This window comes from Stenotrophomonas sp. YJH_SMC_65, from assembly GCF_059369475.1.
The window spans coordinates 333485-350701 of the sequence record NZ_JCAFSR010000003.1 but is presented as its reverse complement, the minus strand read 5'-3'; the positions used below and the strand labels follow the sequence as shown (position 1 = coordinate 350701).

The window sequence follows — 17217 nt, the reverse complement described above, 5'->3', positions numbered from 1 at the left end:
GGAATCCGCTGCACAGGGTAACCGCTGGCAGCACCTACAACGCCATCCGCTCGCGCAGCTCGCGTGCCTGCCGCCGCGATACCTCCACCTCGCTGCCATCATCCAGCGTCAGGTCATAGCCGTCGCCGATGCTGGGCGACACCCCACGGATACGGCGCAGGTTGACCAGTGTGTTGCGGTTGGCGCGGAAGAAAAGATCCGGCGGCAGACGTGCTTCCAGCGCGCTCAGGCTGCGGGTCAGCAGTGCGTTCTGGTCGCGGAACCACAGCCGCGTGTAGTTGCCATCCACCACCAGCCGACGGATCTCGGAGACTGCCACGAACCAGCAGCGTTCACCCTCGCGCACGAACACCTGGTCGTGCGCGCCCAGCGTGCCGCGCGATTCCGGCACGTCGGCCGCAACCGCCTCGCACTGCCGCGCCCGCTCGAGCGCTTCCAGCAGCCGCGGCGCCTCCACCGGCTTCACCAGGTAGTCCAGCGCGTTGGCCTGGAACGCACGCACCGCATAGGTGTCGTAGGCGGTGACGAAGACCACGGCCGGCACCGTGTCCAGGCCGTCCAGCACGTCGAAACCACTGCCGGAGGGCATCTGCACATCCAGCAGCACCAGGTCCGGTGCCAGCGTGGTGATCGCCTCGCGTGCGGCGGGCACGTCGTCGGCCTCGCCCACGCACTGCACCCACGGCAGCGCCGACAGCAGCGTGCGCAGCTCCTGCCGGGCCAGCCGTGCGTCATCGACGATCAACACGCGCAGCATGCCAGTCATTGCGGAATCTCCAGCAGGGCCTGCATGCGGTCACCGGCCGGTTGCAGCACGAATCGGCCACGCATGCCCAGCTGCGCACGCAGGTAGGCCAGGCCGACGCCATGGCCATGGGTGGGTTCGCTGCCGGTTGGAAGTGGATTGTCCACCTGCAACCGCAGCACGTCATTGTCCAGCGTGGCGCGGATCTGCACCTCGCCGCCGCCGGGTCGGCTGGCGATACCGTGCTTGATCGCGTTCTCCACCAGCAACTGCAACGCCATCGCCGGCAGCTGCGCCTGCGTGGCATCGGCATCGATCTGCTGCCGCACCTGCAGGCGCTGTTCGAAATGGACCGCCTCGATGGCCAGGTAATCATCGACCACCGCCAGTTCCTCGGCCAGCGTGACCTGCTCGCTGCGGTTGTGGGCGAGCGCCTGGCGCAGCGTGCGCGACAGGCGGGTGACCATGTCACGGGCCCGTTCCGGGTCTTCCAGGATCAGCGCACGCAGGTTGTTCAGCGCATTGAACATGAAATGCGGATTGAGCCGCGCACGCAGTGCGTCACGTTCCAGCGCACTGCGTTCGGCTTCGGCGCGCAGGCGTGCCAGCTCGCTGTAGCGTGCCCGCCGCAGGCCGTGCAGGCCCGCCCACAAACCGGTCCACACCAGCAGGAACAACGCGGTGTTCATCCAGTACAGCAGCACCGAAGACCACTGGTAATCCGCATGGCCGCCAGGCAGCTGCACCCAACCCAGCGCCAGCGCCGGCAGCAGCAGCGCCGCCGTTACCGCCTGTGCGACGCTGGCCCCGAGCACCACGCCGGCAGCCAGTTTCAGCACCAGGCTGCCCAGGCTGCCCTCCCACCAGCGCTGGCGCAGTGCAACCGAACGCAATGCGCCGCTGCACAGCCAGAGTGAGACCGCCACGCTGACGGTGATCAGCACGATGCCACTGAACACGATGCCGCCACCGATCCGCATGCCGACCCACAGCCCGTACAGCGCATAGCCGGCCCATGCCAGTGCATTGAGCGTCCAGAAACGGCGGGAAGGCGTGGTGGCGTCCATGCGGGCTCTCGGCGGTGGCAGGAGGGCGGACAAGGGTCAGGGATGCGCGGCGAGGAATCGCTGCACCTGTTCCTGCAACCAGCGCGGATCATCCCACATCAGGAAGTGGAAACCCTGCGCGCTCATCGCGATCTGCACGCCCTGCAGGTTCGCGTACTGGGCCTGGAACACCGCACGCGTGCCGTCCTCGGTGCCGCCCATCGGCTGGTAGCCGGCCCAGCTGCCGAGCACCAGCGTCGGCGCGGTGATCGAAGCGATGCTGTCGCGCAGGTCGGTGGTCATCAACGCATGCATCGCATCGGCCGTGGTCTGGCGGTCGCTGGCTTCGCCCCAGCGGCCCAGTTCGGCCTGGCGCCGCGGATCGCGGGTCATGCCCGGCAGGCCCGCCTTCAACTGCGCCTGCCATTGCGCGGCATCGGCGGCCAGCATGCCCTTGCGCAGCTGGTCGGCCATCGGCCGCACGCTGTCAGCGGTGGCACTCGGGTCGCGCGCCGCCGGCAGGAACGGCAGGGCATCGACCACCACCAGTGCGCTGATCGCCTTCGGCTCGGCCTGCGCCATCTGCAGGCCCAGCACGCCACCGAGGCTGTGGCCGACCACCACCACCGGCCCCAGGTGCTGGTCATGCAGGTAGGCCAGCAGCTGCCTGCGCATCGCCGGCAGGAAGCCGGCCGGGCGCGGGTCGGCCGCTGCCGCGCCAGCAAAGCCCGGCAACTGCACCAGGTGGCACTGCACGTCCTTCAGGGCCAGGCAGGTCTCGCGCCAGGCCTCGGCGCTGCTGTTGAGGCCGGGGATCATCAGCAGCGGTCGCCCCATGCCGACCACCTCGACCTGTACCTTGCCAGCGGTCGAGCCGGTGGCGGCATGCGCGGAACCGGAGCCGAGCACGGCCATCGCCATGCCGATCATCGCCAGCCGGGCCAGGGCCTTCATCGCGTACCAGAGTGCCAGGAAGATCTTCATCGTGTGCTCCTTCATCAGGTGGGGGGTGCCGGGATGGGAGCAGCGTGTGCCCGGCTACGGCAGCCAGGTTGCGATTCCGGAGCAACGGCCGCAGACCCGGGCAAACGGTCGCCGGCGGCGGACGGTGCCAGTCCATGCAGCCAACTAACATCCATCTTGATGAAGCGATATACTGACCCGCACCCGCCGCTGCCGCCCGTGCCATGACCGCCATCAGCTTCGAGTTCTATCCGCCCAAGACCGACGAACAGCGCAGCCAGCTGGACCGCGCCGCGGCCAGGCTGAAGGACTACGACCCCGAGTACGTGTCCTGTACCTTCGGCGCCGGTGGCTCGACCCTGAGCTATACCTCCGAGACCGTGCGCCACCTCAACCAGCACCACGGCTTCGAGGCTGCACCGCACCTGTCCTGTGTCGGCGGCACCCGCCAGGAAATCCGCGAACTGCTCAAGCTGTACCGCGCCATCGGCTGCCATCGCCTGGTCGCGCTGCGTGGCGACCTGCCCTCCGGCATGGGCTTCCCCGGTGACATGCGCTACGCCGCCGAGCTGATCGACTTCATCCGCGCCGAACACGGCACCGCCTTCCGCATCGAAGTCGGTGCCTATCCGGAGACCCATCCACAGGCCTCCGATGCACTGGCCGACCTGAAGCACTTCAAGGCCAAGATCGATGCCGGCGCCGACGCGGCGATCACCCAGTATTTCTACAACCCGGATGCGTACTTCCACTTCGTCGATGCCGTGCGCCGGCTCGGCGTGCAGGTGCCGATCACGCCCGGCATCATGCCGATCGCCAACTTCAGCCAGCTGCGCCGCTTCTCCGAGCAATGCGGTGCGGAGATCCCGCGCTGGATCAGCCGCAAGATGCAGGCCTATGGCGATGACGCCGAATCGGTGCGGGCGTTCGGTACCGAAGTGGTGGCCAAACTGTGCCAGCGCCTGATCGAGGGCGGCGCGCCGGGCCTGCACTTCTACACCTTGAACCTGGCCAAGCCGACCACGTCGGTGTTGAAGCTGCTGCACGGCTGAAAGCACGCCATGCCACCGCGATCGGCGCTACCCTGCGCCGATGAACCGGTTTTCCTTCCTGCTGTTGCTGCTGTCGTTGTGTTCGGTATCGAGCATTGTCCATGCGCAGTCCCCGCGCTTGAACCGCTGCACCGATGCGCAGGGGCAGAGCGTGTATACCGACCGCCCCTGCGACAGCGTTGGCGCCCGGTCGCGATTGCCACCGCCCGCGCCCACCGGCAGCACCCTGCCACGCGACACCCTGGGTGCGCGCTGCCCACGACGCCTGAGCGAGCTGGTGGAGGCACTGCGCACCGGCATCGTCAGCAACGATGTGAACCGGCTGTCCTCGCTGTACCTGTGGGGTGCGGTCTCCGATGCCGGCGCGCAGCGCATCCTCGGCCAGTTGGAATCCTTGGCACGGCGGCCACTGGTGGACGTGGTGCCGGTGTATCCGCCACAGGGGCTGGCGTCCTCGCAGGAAGAGGGTCAGAGCCCTGCGGCGCAGGAATCCGACCCTGAGCCGCCAGCGCCACGGCATCCGGTCGGCCTGCGCCTGGAGCAGACGCTGCCCGGCAGCGCGTCGCGAGCATCCACGGTGCTGGGATTGCGGCGGCAATACGGATGCTTCTGGATCACGTTGTGATCGGGAGGGGTCGGATCCCTTCCCAGCGGAAAGGGCTCCGACCCCGGATTGCCGCGATGGGGTCAGAGCCCTGCTGCGCAGGGATCTGACCCTGCATGCCGGCTCACGCCGGCCACAGCCCACGAATCGCAGCGATGCCCTGCCCGCCATGCCGACGCGCTTCGGCGATATGGCCGGCGGCCATGCCGCCCAACGCGTAGATCGGCAGCGATACCTGCGCGCGCAGCGCAGCGAAGGCCTCCCAGCCCAGCGGCACTGCCCCGGGATGGCTGGCCGTGGCCTGCACCGGGCCGAGCACCGCGAAGTCGCAGCCCAACTGCTGCGCCGCCTGCAGCTGCTCCAGGTCGTGGCAGGACGCGGCGACCAGCTGTCCTTCCGGCAAGGGCCGCTCCTGCAGGGCCAGCAACTGCTCGCTGCCCAGGTGCACGCCCACGCCCAGTGTGCGGGCCAACGCGACATCGCGGTTGAGCAGCCACTGCACGCCGCGACGATGCGCGCGCACGGCCTGTTCGATCATCGCCTGCCGTTGCGGATGCTCCGGCGGCAGGCGCAGCTGGATGCGCTGCTGGCCCGCCGCCACTGCCTGCTGCAGCCGTTCATGCCAGTGCTGCACGCCGCCGGCATCTTCGGCCGGCGCCGGCGTGATGAGGTAGCGATCCGGTTGGCGCAGTGCGGCCACCACCGGCAGGTCGGCCGGCGGCATGGAATAGCGGCCCAGCTTGTCCTGCGCCACCCAGGTGATCGCCTGGCCCTCGCGCCCGCGCGGTGTGCCCTTCCAGCTGCGCACGTGGCGCACTTCCAGGGTCAGGTGCTTGTCCGGATAGCGCTGCGGCACATCCATCAGCCAGGGCCCGACATCGGCCTCGATGCCCAGCTCTTCGCGCAGTTCACGCACCAGCGCCTGTTCGGAGGTCTCGCCGGATTCGCGCTTGCCGCCGGGGAACTCCCACAGGCCAGCCATGTCGCGGTTCTCGGTACGGCGGTTGAGCAGCACGCGGCCACGGGCGTCGGTGATGACGGCGGCCACGACATGGATCGATCGGGTGGGAGAAACCATGGGGCCAGCATGCCCAGAACAGGGCGGCCAGCGCAATCACGAATCCGCGCCGGATCGCCCGCGCCAAAGCAGAAGGCCCCGCTTGCGCGGGGCCTTCCGGGGTCAGCTCAGCTGGCCGTGGCAGTGCTTGTACTTCTTGCCACTGCCGCACGGGCACGGATCATTGCGGCCGATCTTCGGCTCGTCGCGCTGCAGCGTGGCCACGCCCTGCTGGGCGGCTTCGACCTGCGCGGCTTCCTCGTCGGCGCTGTAACCGCCGGCATCCTGGTGCTGGAACTGCGACTGGCTCAGGCGCGCCTGCGCCTGCTGGCGCTCGGCCGCTTCCAGCGCCTGCACTTCCTCGTCGCTGCGGATGCGCACGCGGGCCAGCAGGGTCACCACTTCGCGCTTGACGTTCTCCAGCATGTCCGAGAACAGCTCGAAGGCTTCCTTCTTGTATTCCTGCTTCGGCTGCTTCTGCGCGTAACCACGCAGGTAGATGCCCTGGCGCAGGTAATCCATGCGCGCCAGGTGCTCCTTCCAGCTCTGGTCCAGCACGGTCAGCATCACGTGCTTCTCCAGCGCGCGCATGGTTTCTTCGCCCAGGCCGGCTTCCTTCTCGGCGAAGTGCTGGTTGACGCGCTCCTGGACCTTGGTGGCGATGGCCTCAGCGTCCAGCTCTTCGTGTTCCTTGACCAGGTCGGTCAGCGACATCTGCAGGCCGAAGTCCGACTCCAGGGTCGCTTCCAGGCCGCGCAGGTCCCACTGCTCGTCGATCGAGTTCGGCGGCACGAAGCGCGCCACGATGTCGAAGATCACGTCGTCGCGGATGCCATCGACATTCGCCTTCACCGACTCGGCATCCAGCAGCTCGTCGCGCTGGGCGTAGATCACCTTGCGCTGGTCGTTGTTGACGTCGTCGAAGTCCAGCAGGTTCTTGCGGATGTCGAAGTTGTGGGCCTCGACCTTGCGCTGCGCCTTTTCGATCTGCCGGCTGACCAGGCGGTCCTCGATGACGTCGTCTTCCTTCATGCCCATCATGCGCATGGCCTTCTGCACCCAGTCGGAGGCGAAGATGCGCATCAGGTTGTCTTCCAGCGACAGGTAGAAGCGGGACGAACCCGGGTCACCCTGGCGGCCCGAACGGCCGCGCAGCTGGTTGTCGATACGACGCGATTCGTGGCGCTCGGTGCCGACGATGTGCAGGCCGCCCGCCGCCTTCACTGCCTCGTGGCGCTTCTGCCATTCGGCCTTGACCGCTGCCTTCTGCTCGTCGGTCGCGTCCTCGCCCAGGGCGTGGATCTCGGCTTCCAGCGAACCGCCCAGCACGATGTCGGTACCGCGGCCGGCCATGTTGGTGGCGATGGTCACTGCGCCCGGGCGGCCAGCGTTGGCGACGATGGTCGCTTCGCGGTCATGCTGCTTGGCGTTGAGCACTTCGTGCTTCACGCCGGCCTTGCTCAGGTGCTCGGACAGCATTTCCGAGGTTTCGATCGAGGTGGTACCCACCAGCACCGGCTGGCCGCGCTTGGCGCACTCTTCGATGTCGGCCAGCACCGCATTGAACTTGCCCTTGCGGTTGAGGAACACTTGGTCCGGGCTGTCCTTGCGGATGGTCGGGCGGTTGGTCGGGATCACCACCACTTCCAGGCCGTAGATGCTCTGGAATTCGAACGCTTCAGTGTCGGCCGTACCGGTCATGCCGGACAGCTTCTTGTACATGCGGAACAGGTTCTGGAAGGTGATGCTCGCCAGCGTCTGGTTTTCGCGCTGGACCGGCACGCCTTCCTTCGCTTCCACCGCTTGGTGCAGGCCGTCGGACCAGCGGCGGCCGGCCAGGGTACGGCCGGTGAACTCATCGACGATGACCACTTCGCCGTCGCGCACGATGTAGTCCACGTCACGCTGGTAGATCGCGTGCGCGCGCAGGGCGGCGTTGAGGTGGTGGACCACGGTCAGGTTCTGCGCCGCGTACAGGCCTTCGGTCTCGCCGTCGAGGATGCCGGCTTCAACCAGCAGCTGCTCGGCGTGCTCCATGCCCGCTTCGGACAGGTGCACCTGCTTGCCCTTCTCGTCGACCCAGAAATCGCCTTCGCCGTCTTCCGCTTCCTGCTTGACCAGGTGCGGCACGACGCGGTTGACGCGGATGTACAGCTCCGGGGAATCATCGGCCGGACCGGAGATGATCAGCGGGGTACGCGCTTCGTCGATCAGGATGGAGTCGACTTCGTCGACGATGGCGTAGTGCAGGCCGCGCTGGTAACGGTCGGCCTTGGACAGCGCCATGTTGTCGCGCAGGTAGTCGAAGCCGAATTCGTTGTTGGTGCCGTAGGTGATGTCGGCCGCGTAGGCCTCGCGCTTGTCGCTGTGCGGCATGCCCGGGTACACCACGCCCACGCTCAGGCCCAGCCAGTTGTACAGCTTGCCCATCTGCGCGGCGTCGCGGCGAGCCAGGTAGTCGTTCACGGTGACCACGTGCACGCCCTTGCCTTCCAGCGCGTTGAGGTACACCGGCAGGGTCGCCACCAGGGTCTTGCCTTCACCGGTGCGCATTTCTGCGATCTTGCCCAGGTGAAGCACCATGCCGCCGATCAGCTGCACGTCGTAGTGGCGCATGCCCAGCACGCGGCGGCCGGCTTCGCGGCAGACCGCGAACGCTTCCGGCAGCACCTTGTCCAGGGCTTCACCGCCGGCGATGCGCTGCTTGAACTCCGGCGTCTTGGCCTGAAGCTGCTCGTCGGAAAGCTTCTCGATCTCCGGCTCCAGCGCATTGATCTTGGCGACGATGCGGTTGAGCTGGCGCAGCTGTCGTTCGTTACGACTGCCAAATACGCGGGTAAGCAGGCTGTTGATCATTGAAGGAACCGGGTTGGATGGACACGACGCCCGGCCTCCCCCTTGGGATCCGTCCGCCGCAAACGAAACAGGGCGCCTGGCGCCCTGTCGATGGCAACACCCATTGTAGCTTGGGACGGGCGGCTGAGGTTTCAAGCGCCAATCCGGTCGCAATCGCCCCGGATTCGGCAAAGAAACACGGATGCGGGGTCGGACCCCTTTCGCCATGGCGAAAGGGCTCTGACCCCAGCCCTCAACCGAATCGGGTCAGAGCCCTTCCGCGGCGCGGAAGGAATCCGACCCGGGCATCAGCCGCGGCTGACGCGGCCGACCGGCGTGTTGCCGCCGTCGCCGAGGAACTTGCGCGGGTTGACCACGTTGCCGTTCTCCCACACCTCGAAGTGCACGTGGGCACCGGTCGAACGGCCGGTGGAACCGGCCTTCGCCACTTCCTGGCCGGCGCGGACCAGGTCACCGGCCTTCACCACCAGGCGCGAATTGTGCGCGTAGCGGGTGACATAGCCGTTACCGTGGTCGACATCGACGACGTTGCCATAGCCGCCCTTCACACCAGCGAAGCTGACCACGCCTTCGGCCACGGCCATCACCGGGTCACCGACCTTGGCGTGGAAGTCCATGCCCTTGTGGGTGGCGGCGCCGCGGCCGAACGGGTCGGCACGGGTGCCGAAGCCGGAGGTCACGTAGCTGTTGCGGATCGGCATGCGCGACGGCACGGCGTTCTGCTGCAGCTGGTGGTCGAACATCAGCGATTCCATCACCGACAACTGGCGGCCTGAAGCAGCGAAGCGCTGCTCCAGCACCTGTAAGTCGGCGTTGACGTCCTTGACCGGGATGTCGCTGGTCGGGCCGCCGGCGTCGCCGTCACCGAGGCCGGGGGTCTCGTTGAAGTCGAACTCGCCATCTTCCAGCTTGCCCATCTGGGTCAGCCGTTCGCCGAGGGCGTTCAGGCGGGTGGCCTGCGCCTGCAGCTCGCCGAGGCGGGCGGCCAGCGCGTTGACCTGGGTCTGCGCATCGCGCTTGACCTTGGCCAGCTCCGCATCCTGGCGCTCGACCTTGGCCTGCAGGCGCGAATCATTCAGCGCACTGGCGCCAATGCCGCCGGCAAGGCCGATAATGCAGCCTACCCCGAGCACGCTGCCCAGCAGGGCGCGGGGGCGGTCCTCGAAATAGAACCGCAAACGCGTGATCGGCGACGCCTTGGCCTGTCCTTCACGCGTTTTGATTACGATCTTTTTGAATGCCATCAGTGAGTTTTCATGTCTGAGCCGAAATCCAGCGTTCGCCCCGCGTCAGTGCCGAAACCGGCGCTGGATGCGGTAATGGCGGACAAAAGCGGGAACCCGCTGCGTCGGGCCTTGTGGCTCGACGCGCTGGACCGGCAGTTGCGCCCCCAGTTGCCGCCACCTCTGCGCAGCCGCTGCCGGCTGGCCAATGTGGACGGGGAACACCTCGTTTTTCTCGTCGGGTCCCCGGTCTGGCATGCCAAGTTGCGGCTTGCCGAAGCCCAGTTGCTCGACGCGGCCCGTTCCATCGGGCTGAAGGCCACCAGGGTGACCATCAAGACTGCGTCCACCACTCCCTCACGCTCCCCAGCGATCGACAACCGGAATGGCCCCCACGCAGTTTCAGCCGCCACGCACAAAGGGCTACGCGACGCCTTGGCTTGCCTGCAGGACGTTCCCTCGAAGCCGAAGAAGCGATCCTGATGGCAACGGAGCATCCGGCTCCGCTCCCCGTCGCGCGTGTCACCACGGCGTGAAACATTTCGGGGGCCGGGTCGCATCCTAGCGGCCATCCGGGGGCCTGTCGTTAGATTGAAGTTAAAACTTCGTTAAATTCAGGCTTCCGATCCAACAGGTTCACAAAACCGTGACCTTGAACCGGCCTTGACGCCTTTCAAGCACGCTGAATGCGTCGCAAGCGCCGGAAACAACGACGCCGCCCTGGAAGGCGGCGTTTTTATCTTGAAATTCAACGATCTACGGAATCAGGCGTAGGCCGGGGTGGCATATTCCACCGGATCCGGGGTGGTCGGCGAGTCGAAGCTGACCCATTCCCAGGCGCTGGCGTCGGCCATCAGGGCCCGCACCAGCTTGTTGTTGAGCGCGTGGCCGGACTTGAAGCCCTCGTAGGCGCCCAGCACCTGGCCACCGGCCAGGTAGAGGTCGCCAATGGCGTCAAGGATCTTGTGGCGCACGAACTCGTCGGCGTAGCGCAGGCCGTCTTCGTTGAGCACGCGGAACTCGTCCAGCACGATGGCGTTGTCCATCGAACCGCCCAGGCCCAGGTTGCGCTCGCGCATGTATTCCAGGTCGCGCATGAAACCGAAGGTGCGCGCGCGGGAGATTTCCTTGGTGTAGGCCAGCGTCGAGAACTCGATTTCCTGCCGCGACTGCTTGGCCGGGATCATCGGGTGGTCGAACTGGATGGTGAAGCCCAGCTTGTAGCCCTCGTACGGGGTGAAACGGGCCACCTTGTCGCCCTCGGTCACCTCCACGGTCTTGAGCACGCGGATGAAGCGCTTGGGCGCATCCTGTTCGATGATGCCCGCCGACTGCAGCAGGAACACGAACGGGCCGGCCGAACCGTCCATGATCGGCAGCTCGGCCGAGGACAGTTCGACGATGATGTTGTCCACACCCAGGCCGGCCAGCGCCGACATCAGGTGTTCGACGGTCTGGATCTTTGCGTCGTTGCAGGTCAGGCCGGTGCACAGGGTCACTTCGGTGACCAGTTCGGCCTTGGCCGGCACCTCCACGACCGGGTCCAGGTCCACGCGGCGGAACACGATGCCATGGTTGACCGGTGCCGGGCGCAGGGTCATGTAGACCTTGTCACCACTGTGCAGGCCAACGCCGGTGGCGCGGATCGTGTTCTTGAGGGTGCGTTGCTGGATCATGGGGGATGGACCGGAAGTGACACATTAGATTAACACGCGCACTCCCCTACCCCGGCTGAAACGCCAGTTGCAGCCACCGGCAGGATCCACCGGCACGCCGCTGGAAAGCGCGTGAAGCAGGGCGGCCGGGCCCATCCTGGCCCGGCGCCCGCGTTTTCAGGACATGGTGGCGCAACCCGGGGAGGACAACCCCGGGCCGCCCCGCTTAGTCCGCCTGGCGGCGCAGGAACGCCGGGATGTCCAGGTAATCGTTCGGCAGTTCCGCCGCCGCCGGGGCCGAAGCGGCCGGGGCCGAAGGGGCGGAGGCCGCTGCGGTATCGCTGCTGGCGCGACGCAGGCCCAGGCCCATGCCACCCACCGCCTTGGAGACGGCATCGCCGCCGTTGTCGAACTCGCCGAACTCCGGCTGGCCGGTGGTGGCGTTGCGGACCAGCTTGATCGGCGCACGCTCGCCCGGACGCTGGGTCTTGCTGGCCGAGACGCGGTTCAGGCCGGTGGCCACCACGGTCACGCGCACTTCGTCCTGCATGTCCGGATCGAGCACGGTGCCGACCACCACGGTGGCATCTTCGGAAGCGAAGCCATCGATGGTGCGGCCGATCTCGTCGAACTCGGCCATGGTGAAATCGGCGCCGGCGGTGATGTTGACCAGGATGCCGTTGGCACCAGCCAGGTTCACATCGTCCAGCAGCGGGTTCTGGATCGCCGATTCGGCAGCGGCCTGGGCGCGGTCATCGCCACGGGCGGTGCCGGTACCCATCATCGCCAGGCCCATTTCGGACATGACGGTGCGCACGTCGGCGAAGTCGACGTTGATCAGGCCCGGACGCACGATCAGGTCGGCGATGCCCTGCACGGCGCCCTGCAGCACGTCGTTGGCAGCGCGGAAGGCCTGGATCATGGTCGCGTTGCGACCCAGCACGGTGATCAGCTTCTCGTTCGGGATGGTGATCAGCGAGTCGCAGTGCTGGCTCAGTTCCTCGATGCCCTTCAGCGCCACCTGCATGCGGCGACGGCCTTCGAACGGGAACGGCTTGGTGACCACGGCCACGGTCAGGATGCCCATTTCCTTGGCCAGCTGTGCCACCACCGGCGCAGCGCCGGTACCGGTGCCGCCGCCCATGCCGGCGGTGATGAACACCATGTCGGCGCCCTGCAGCGCGTCCATGATGCGCTCACGGTCTTCCAGCGCGGCTTGGCGGCCGACTTCCGGGTTCGCGCCTGCGCCCAGGCCCTTGGTCACGTTGGTACCCAGCTGCAGCTGCAGCTTGGCACCACAATTCTTGATGGCCTGCGAGTCGGTGTTGGCAGTGATGAATTCCACGCCATCCACCGCCGAGTTGACCATGTGCGCCACGGCATTGCCGCCGCCGCCGCCCACGCCAACCACCTTGATCACCGCATTGGGTGCCATCTTTTCGATCAGTTCAAAATGCGCCATGTCCGTGTCCTCGTTGTATCCGCTTTGGCTGGCATGGGCATTCGGGCATCCTGCCGTCCTGCTGCATGCCGACGTTGCGGCTGTGTGGGTTGTGTGTAGCCGGTATTGCGTTGTGATGCGGGTACTGCGGGTGTTGCGCCCGGGCGAGGCCCGGGTTTACGGGTTCCGCGTCAGAACTCGCCGCGGAACCAGGTCTTGAGTTTCTTGAACATGCTTCCGGCGCGCCCGGTGGGCAGCGACGGCCGCCGCGGGTGCTCGATCTGGCTGCCCATCAGCAGCAGGCCCACGCCGGTGGCGTGTACCGGGTTGCCGACCACTTCGCCCAAGCCGGTGACGTGCTGCGGGATGCCCACGCGCACCGGCATCTGCAGCATTTCCTCGGCCAGTTCGACCACGCCTTCCATCTTCGACGCGCCACCGGTCAGCACCATGCCGGCGCGCACCAGCTCCTCGAAGCCGGAGCGGCGCAGTTCGGCCTGCACCATCTCGAAGATTTCCTCGTAGCGGCCCTGCACGGCCTGCGCCAGCGAATGGCGCGGCATGCGGCGCGGCGGGCGGTCGCCCACCGACGGCACCTGGATGCTCTCCTCGGCCGTGGCCAGCTGGGCCAGGGCGCAGGCATAGCGCACCTTGATCTGCTCGGCTTCCGGGGTCGGCGTGCGCAGCATGTGCGCGATGTCGTTGGTCACGTGGTCGCCGGCGATCGGCAGCGAGGCGGTGTGGCAGATCGCACCCTGCACGAACACCGCGATGTCGGTGGTGCCGGCGCCCATGTCGACCAGCACCACGCCCAGCTCGCGCTCGTCGGCGGTCAGCACCGCCACGCTGGAGGCCAGCGAGGACAGCACCAGGTCGTCCACCTGCAGGCCGCAGCGCTGCACGCACTTGCTGATGTTGGCCGCCGCCGACTGCGCGCACACCACCAGGTGCGCATGCACTTCCAGGCGCACGCCGGTCATGCCGACCGGGTTGCGGATGCCTTCCTGCGAATCGTCCAGCACGTACTCGCGCGGGATCGCGTGGAGGATCTTCTGGTCGGCCGGGATCGCCACCGCCTTGGCCGCGTCGAGCACGCGATCCAGGTCGCCCCAGGTCACTTCACCGTCGCGGATCGGCACGATGCCCGGCGAGTTCTTGCACTGCACGTGGTTGCCGGAAATCGAGGCGTACACCGAACGGATCTCGCAGCCGGCCATCAGCTCGGCTTCTTCCACCGCGCGCTGGATCGACTGCACGGTCGATTCGATGTCCACCACCACGCCGCGCTTCAGCCCGCGCGATTCGTGCGAGCCGATGCCGATCACTTCGATCGGGTTGCCCGGCGAATACTCGCCCACCAGCGCCACCACCTTGGAGGTGCCGATGTCCAGGCCAACGATCAGCGATTTGTCACCCTTGCGATTCATGTCCTTTCCTGCGTGCTTCTGGCCGGGGTCGCCGGCGTTTTCGCCGGCGTGGCCGGGGTACCCCAGCTCAGCGTGAAACCATTGGTGTAACGGAGGTCGGCGCGCTCGATCGGCGCGTCCTGACGGTTGAGCTGCGGCAGTACCTTGACGAAGCGCTGCATGCGCGAGCGCGCGTCGTCGCGGCCGACCACCACTTCGGTGCCGTTGCTCAGCACCAGCGACCAGCTGCCGCGTGCGTCCATCGTCACCCGGCGCACATCGACGCCGGCCGGTGCGAACAATGCACGCGAGTCGCTGTACAGCTTCATCACTTCCGCGGTCTGGCTGTCCGGGCCATCCAGCTCCGGCAGCGCCAGGTCGGACAGCTTCTTCGGCGTGGGGAACAGCTTGCCCTGCTCGGACACCAGGCGGTCGGTACCCCAGCGGGCGAACGGCTTGTGCTCGACCAGGGTCACTTCCAGCACGTCCGGCCACTGCTTGCGGACCTGCGCGCTTTCCACCCACGGCAGCTTCTCCAGGGCGTCCTGCGCGTCCTGCAGCTTGACCGCGAAGAAACCGGCGCGCGCATACGGCAGCAGCACCTGCTGCAGCTGTTCGGCCGGCACCCGCTTGAACTCACCATGCACGCGCAGCTTCGCCAGCGGCCAGCGCTCGGCGCCGACCCAGCCATTGACCACGGCCACCACCGGCAGTGCAACCACCGACAGCGCCAACAGCCAGACGAAGATGCGCAGCACCGCGTTCATGCGTGCGAGGCCTCCAAGGTCTGTTCCAGCACGCGCCACACCAGTTCCTCGAAACCGATGCCGGCCTGGCGGGCCGCCTTGGGCACCAGCGAATGGCTGGTCATGCCCGGCGCGGTGTTCACTTCCAGCAGGAAGAAACGGCCGCTGTCGCGATCGCGCATCACGTCCACGCGGCCCCAGCCACGGCACCCGGCGGCACGGAACGCGGCCAGCGCGATGCGCCGGATGTCCTCTTCGTCGCCACCGTCCAGGCCCGGACACAGGTACTGGGTGTCCTCGGCGATGTACTTGGCGTTGTAGTCGTACCACTGGCCCTTGGGCACGATGCGGATCGACGGCAGTGCGACGTCGCCAAGGATGGCCACGGTCAATTCGTCGCCGACCACCATCTGCTCCATCAGCAGCTGGCCGTCGTAGCGCGCAGCCAGGGCCACCGCTTCATCCAGCCCGGCGTCATCGGTGACCCGGCTGATGCCCACGCTGGAGCCTTCGTTGGCCGGCTTCACCACCACCGGCAGGCCGAGTTCGGCGGCATTGGCGTGCACGTCCTCGGCAGTGACCTTGCGGTACTGCGGGGTTGGCAGGCCCAGCGACAGCCACACCTGCTTGGTGCGGATCTTGTCCATGCTCAGCGCCGAACCCAGCACGTTCGAGCCGGTGTACGGCACGCCGAAGGCGTCCATCAGGCCCTGCACGATGCCGTCCTCACCGCCACCGTTGTGGCCGTGCAGGATGTTGAAGACGCGATCGATGCCACCGGCGGCGAGCGCGCTGGCGAGCGCCGGAATGCCGTCCACCGCGAACGCATCGACGCCACGCGACTGCAGGGCTTCGAGCACGTTGCGGCCCGAATCCAGCGACACCTCGCGTTCGCTGGAACTGCCGCCCAGCAGCACGGCGACGCGGCCGAACTCGGCCGGGTCGGTCACGCGCAGCGGCGGGAAGGTCAGCGTGCTCACGCCTGGCCCTCCCCCTTGAAACCTTCCACCGCGATATGGGTGGCCACGGCACCGATGTCGCCGGCGCCCATCATCAGCAGCAGGTCACCGTCCTGCAGCACGTCCGGCAGCACGCTGGCCAGCTCGGCGGCCTTGCCCACCACCACCGGCTCACTGCGGCCGCGCGCGCGGATGGCACGGGCCAGCGCGTGCGAGTCGGCGCCGGCAATCGGTTCTTCACCGGCCGGGTAGACCTCGCTCAGCACCAGCGCATCAACGCTCGACAGCACGGCGGCGAACTTGTCGAACTGGTCGCGGGTACGGCTGTAGCGGTGCGGCTGGAAGGCCACCACCAGGCGCTTGTCGGCCCAGCCACCACGAGCGGCGGCGAACACTGCCTCCAGCTCGCTCGGGTGATGGCCATAGTCGTCGATGATGCGGACCTTGGCGCCACTGGCGGTGGTCACCTCGCCCAGATCGTTGAAGCGACGGCCGACACCGGCGAAGCCCTCCAGCGCGCGTGCGATCGCGTCCGGGGCCACGCCCAGCTGCCAGCCCACCGCAGCGGCGGCCAGCGCGTTGAGCACGTTGTGCCTGCCCGGCAGCGCCAGCACCACTTCCTGGCTGGTGCCCTGCGGCAGGCGCAGGGTGAAGCGCATGCGCGACCCTTCCTGCACCACGTTCTCGGCGCGCACGTCGGCCTGCGGGCTCATGCCGTAGCTCATCACGTGGCGCGGGGTCCTGGCGGCCAGCGCGGCGACTTCCGGATCATCGATGCACAGTACCGCCAGGCCGTAGAACGGCAGGCGCTGCAGGAACTCGGCAAACGCCGCCTGCACGCGGGCGAAATCGTTGCCGTAGTTTTCCAGGTGGTCGGCATCGATGTTCGTGATGATCGACATCAGCGGGTTCAGGCGCAGGAAGCTGCCATCGCTTTCATCGGCCTCGGCCACCAGCCACTGCCCGCCACCCAGCTTGGCGTTGGCACCGGCGGCCAGCAGCTGGCCACCGATCACGAACGTCGGGTCCAGGCCACCTTCGCTCAGCACCGCAGCGGTCAGGCTGGTGGTGGTGGTCTTGCCATGGGTACCGGCCACGGCGATGCCGCGGCGGAAGCGCATCAGCTCGGCCAGCATCGCCGCACGCGGCATGATCGGAATGCGCTGGCTGCGTGCTTCCATCAGTTCCGGGTTGTCTTCGCGGATGGCACTGGAGACCACCACGCAGTCGGTGCCCAGCACGTTGGCCGCGGAGTGGCCGCGCATGATGCGCGCACCCAGGCTGGCCAGGCGGCGGGTCGCCACGTTGTCGGCGTTGTCCGAGCCGGACACTTCATAGCCCAGCGTCAGCATCACTTCGGCGATACCGCTCATGCCGGTGCCGCCGATGCCGACGAAATGCACGCGCGGGAACGCGCGCACCAGGTCGTTGGTGTCGTGCAGGCGGCGGATCATGCGCGGCCTC

Annotated in this window: 14 protein-coding genes and 1 pseudogene; 3 read left to right on the top strand and 12 right to left on the bottom strand. The window is 67.4% G+C overall.

Annotated features, from left to right (window positions below; genetic code table 11):
- Positions 1 to 34 precede the first annotated feature (34 nt).
- The 3 genes from AC5P7A_RS07530 to AC5P7A_RS07520 are packed head-to-tail and all read right to left on the bottom strand — an operon-like array spanning position 35 to position 2775.
- Complete coding sequence (locus tag AC5P7A_RS07530) at positions 35 to 766, bottom strand: LytR/AlgR family response regulator transcription factor (RefSeq protein ID WP_014645953.1); 732 nt, start codon at positions 764 to 766, stop codon at positions 35 to 37.
- A complete protein-coding gene (locus tag AC5P7A_RS07525; RefSeq protein ID WP_014645952.1) occupies positions 763 to 1812 on the bottom strand; it encodes a sensor histidine kinase in 1050 nt (349 codons plus the stop codon). The genes AC5P7A_RS07530 and AC5P7A_RS07525 overlap by 4 nt, the downstream gene beginning before the upstream one ends.
- A 36-nt stretch (positions 1813 to 1848) precedes the next feature.
- A complete protein-coding gene (locus AC5P7A_RS07520; RefSeq protein ID WP_227864285.1) occupies positions 1849 to 2775 on the bottom strand; it encodes an alpha/beta fold hydrolase in 927 nt (308 codons plus the stop codon).
- Positions 2776 to 2978: 203 nt separating this feature from the next.
- Between AC5P7A_RS07520 and metF the strand changes: the two genes are divergently transcribed.
- Both metF and AC5P7A_RS07510 read left to right on the top strand, forming a co-directional pair.
- On the top strand, positions 2979 to 3806 hold the full coding sequence (gene metF / locus AC5P7A_RS07515) for a methylenetetrahydrofolate reductase [NAD(P)H] (protein WP_014645950.1): 828 nt from the start codon (positions 2979 to 2981) through the stop codon (positions 3804 to 3806).
- Positions 3807 to 3846: 40 nt separating this feature from the next.
- The gene (locus AC5P7A_RS07510; RefSeq protein WP_046428829.1) at positions 3847 to 4431 is read left to right on the top strand and encodes a DUF4124 domain-containing protein; all 585 of its coding nucleotides are present in this window, start codon (positions 3847 to 3849) and stop codon (positions 4429 to 4431) included.
- A 103-nt stretch (positions 4432 to 4534) separates the two neighbouring features.
- Here the strand turns inward: AC5P7A_RS07510 and AC5P7A_RS07505 are convergent, their stop codons facing one another.
- From AC5P7A_RS07505 to AC5P7A_RS07495, 3 genes are all read right to left on the bottom strand, one after another.
- Positions 4535 to 5488 carry a Nudix family hydrolase gene (locus AC5P7A_RS07505; protein WP_049406070.1) on the bottom strand — a complete coding sequence of 318 codons (954 nt, stop codon included), beginning with the start codon at positions 5486 to 5488 and terminating at the stop codon, positions 4535 to 4537.
- Between the two features lie 102 nt (positions 5489 to 5590).
- Positions 5591 to 8323 (bottom strand): preprotein translocase subunit SecA, encoded by a 2733-nt coding sequence (gene secA / locus AC5P7A_RS07500; protein WP_014645947.1) that lies wholly within the window; start codon positions 8321 to 8323, stop codon positions 5591 to 5593.
- A gap of 287 nt (positions 8324 to 8610) precedes the next feature.
- Positions 8611 to 9567 (bottom strand): M23 family metallopeptidase, encoded by a 957-nt coding sequence (locus AC5P7A_RS07495; protein ID WP_014645946.1) that lies wholly within the window; start codon positions 9565 to 9567, stop codon positions 8611 to 8613.
- Between the two features lie 12 nt (positions 9568 to 9579).
- Here AC5P7A_RS07495 and AC5P7A_RS07490 point away from each other — a divergent pair, with 12 nt between their 5' ends.
- On the top strand, positions 9580 to 10029 hold the full coding sequence (locus AC5P7A_RS07490) for a DciA family protein (protein WP_227864284.1): 450 nt from the start codon (positions 9580 to 9582) through the stop codon (positions 10027 to 10029).
- A 281-nt stretch (positions 10030 to 10310) separates the two neighbouring features.
- On the opposite strand, the gene lpxC is transcribed toward AC5P7A_RS07490, so the two are convergent.
- The 6 genes and pseudogenes from lpxC to murC all read right to left on the bottom strand — a co-directional run bounded on the left by lpxC (position 10311) and on the right by murC (position 17207).
- Positions 10311 to 11222 carry a UDP-3-O-acyl-N-acetylglucosamine deacetylase gene (gene lpxC / locus AC5P7A_RS07485; RefSeq protein ID WP_049440195.1) on the bottom strand — a complete coding sequence of 304 codons (912 nt, stop codon included), beginning with the start codon at positions 11220 to 11222 and terminating at the stop codon, positions 10311 to 10313.
- Between the two features lie 205 nt (positions 11223 to 11427).
- Positions 11428 to 12663 (bottom strand): cell division protein FtsZ, encoded by a 1236-nt coding sequence (gene ftsZ / locus AC5P7A_RS07480; protein ID WP_005415297.1) that lies wholly within the window; start codon positions 12661 to 12663, stop codon positions 11428 to 11430.
- Positions 12664 to 12833: 170 nt separating this feature from the next.
- Positions 12834 to 14069 carry a cell division protein FtsA gene (gene ftsA / locus AC5P7A_RS07475; protein WP_005408083.1) on the bottom strand — a complete coding sequence of 412 codons (1236 nt, stop codon included), beginning with the start codon at positions 14067 to 14069 and terminating at the stop codon, positions 12834 to 12836.
- 68 nt (positions 14070 to 14137) lie between these two features.
- Positions 14138 to 14815: pseudogene (locus tag AC5P7A_RS07470) on the bottom strand (cell division protein FtsQ/DivIB); the annotation flags it as partial.
- Positions 14812 to 15774 carry a D-alanine--D-alanine ligase gene (locus AC5P7A_RS07465; RefSeq protein WP_014645943.1) on the bottom strand — a complete coding sequence of 321 codons (963 nt, stop codon included), beginning with the start codon at positions 15772 to 15774 and terminating at the stop codon, positions 14812 to 14814. The gene AC5P7A_RS07465 and the pseudogene AC5P7A_RS07470, both read right to left, overlap by 4 nt.
- Positions 15771 to 17207, bottom strand: a complete 1437-nt coding sequence (gene murC / locus AC5P7A_RS07460; protein WP_014645942.1) for a UDP-N-acetylmuramate--L-alanine ligase — start codon at positions 17205 to 17207, stop codon at positions 15771 to 15773. The genes AC5P7A_RS07465 and murC overlap by 4 nt, the downstream gene beginning before the upstream one ends.
- Positions 17208 to 17217: the final 10 nt, after the last annotated feature.

Bases quoted from the DNA above. Each gene is read 5' to 3' on its own strand.
- murC (WP_014645942.1), bottom strand. From the start codon at position 17,207: ATGATCCGCCGCCTGCACGACACCAACGACCTGGTGCGCGCGTTCCCG.
- ftsZ (WP_005415297.1), bottom strand. From the start codon at position 12,663: ATGGCGCATTTTGAACTGATCGAAAAGATGGCACCCAATGCGGTGATC.
- AC5P7A_RS07490 (WP_227864284.1), top strand. From the start codon at position 9,580: ATGTCTGAGCCGAAATCCAGCGTTCGCCCCGCGTCAGTGCCGAAACCG.
- ftsA (WP_005408083.1), bottom strand. From the start codon at position 14,069: ATGAATCGCAAGGGTGACAAATCGCTGATCGTTGGCCTGGACATCGGC.
- secA (WP_014645947.1), bottom strand. From the start codon at position 8,323: ATGATCAACAGCCTGCTTACCCGCGTATTTGGCAGTCGTAACGAACGA.
- lpxC (WP_049440195.1), bottom strand. From the start codon at position 11,222: ATGATCCAGCAACGCACCCTCAAGAACACGATCCGCGCCACCGGCGTT.
- AC5P7A_RS07525 (WP_014645952.1), bottom strand. From the start codon at position 1,812: ATGGACGCCACCACGCCTTCCCGCCGTTTCTGGACGCTCAATGCACTG.
- AC5P7A_RS07495 (WP_014645946.1), bottom strand. From the start codon at position 9,567: ATGGCATTCAAAAAGATCGTAATCAAAACGCGTGAAGGACAGGCCAAG.
- AC5P7A_RS07530 (WP_014645953.1), bottom strand. From the start codon at position 766: ATGACTGGCATGCTGCGCGTGTTGATCGTCGATGACGCACGGCTGGCC.
- AC5P7A_RS07510 (WP_046428829.1), top strand. From the start codon at position 3,847: ATGAACCGGTTTTCCTTCCTGCTGTTGCTGCTGTCGTTGTGTTCGGTA.
- AC5P7A_RS07505 (WP_049406070.1), bottom strand. From the start codon at position 5,488: ATGGTTTCTCCCACCCGATCGATCCATGTCGTGGCCGCCGTCATCACC.
- AC5P7A_RS07520 (WP_227864285.1), bottom strand. From the start codon at position 2,775: ATGAAGATCTTCCTGGCACTCTGGTACGCGATGAAGGCCCTGGCCCGG.
- metF (WP_014645950.1), top strand. From the start codon at position 2,979: ATGACCGCCATCAGCTTCGAGTTCTATCCGCCCAAGACCGACGAACAG.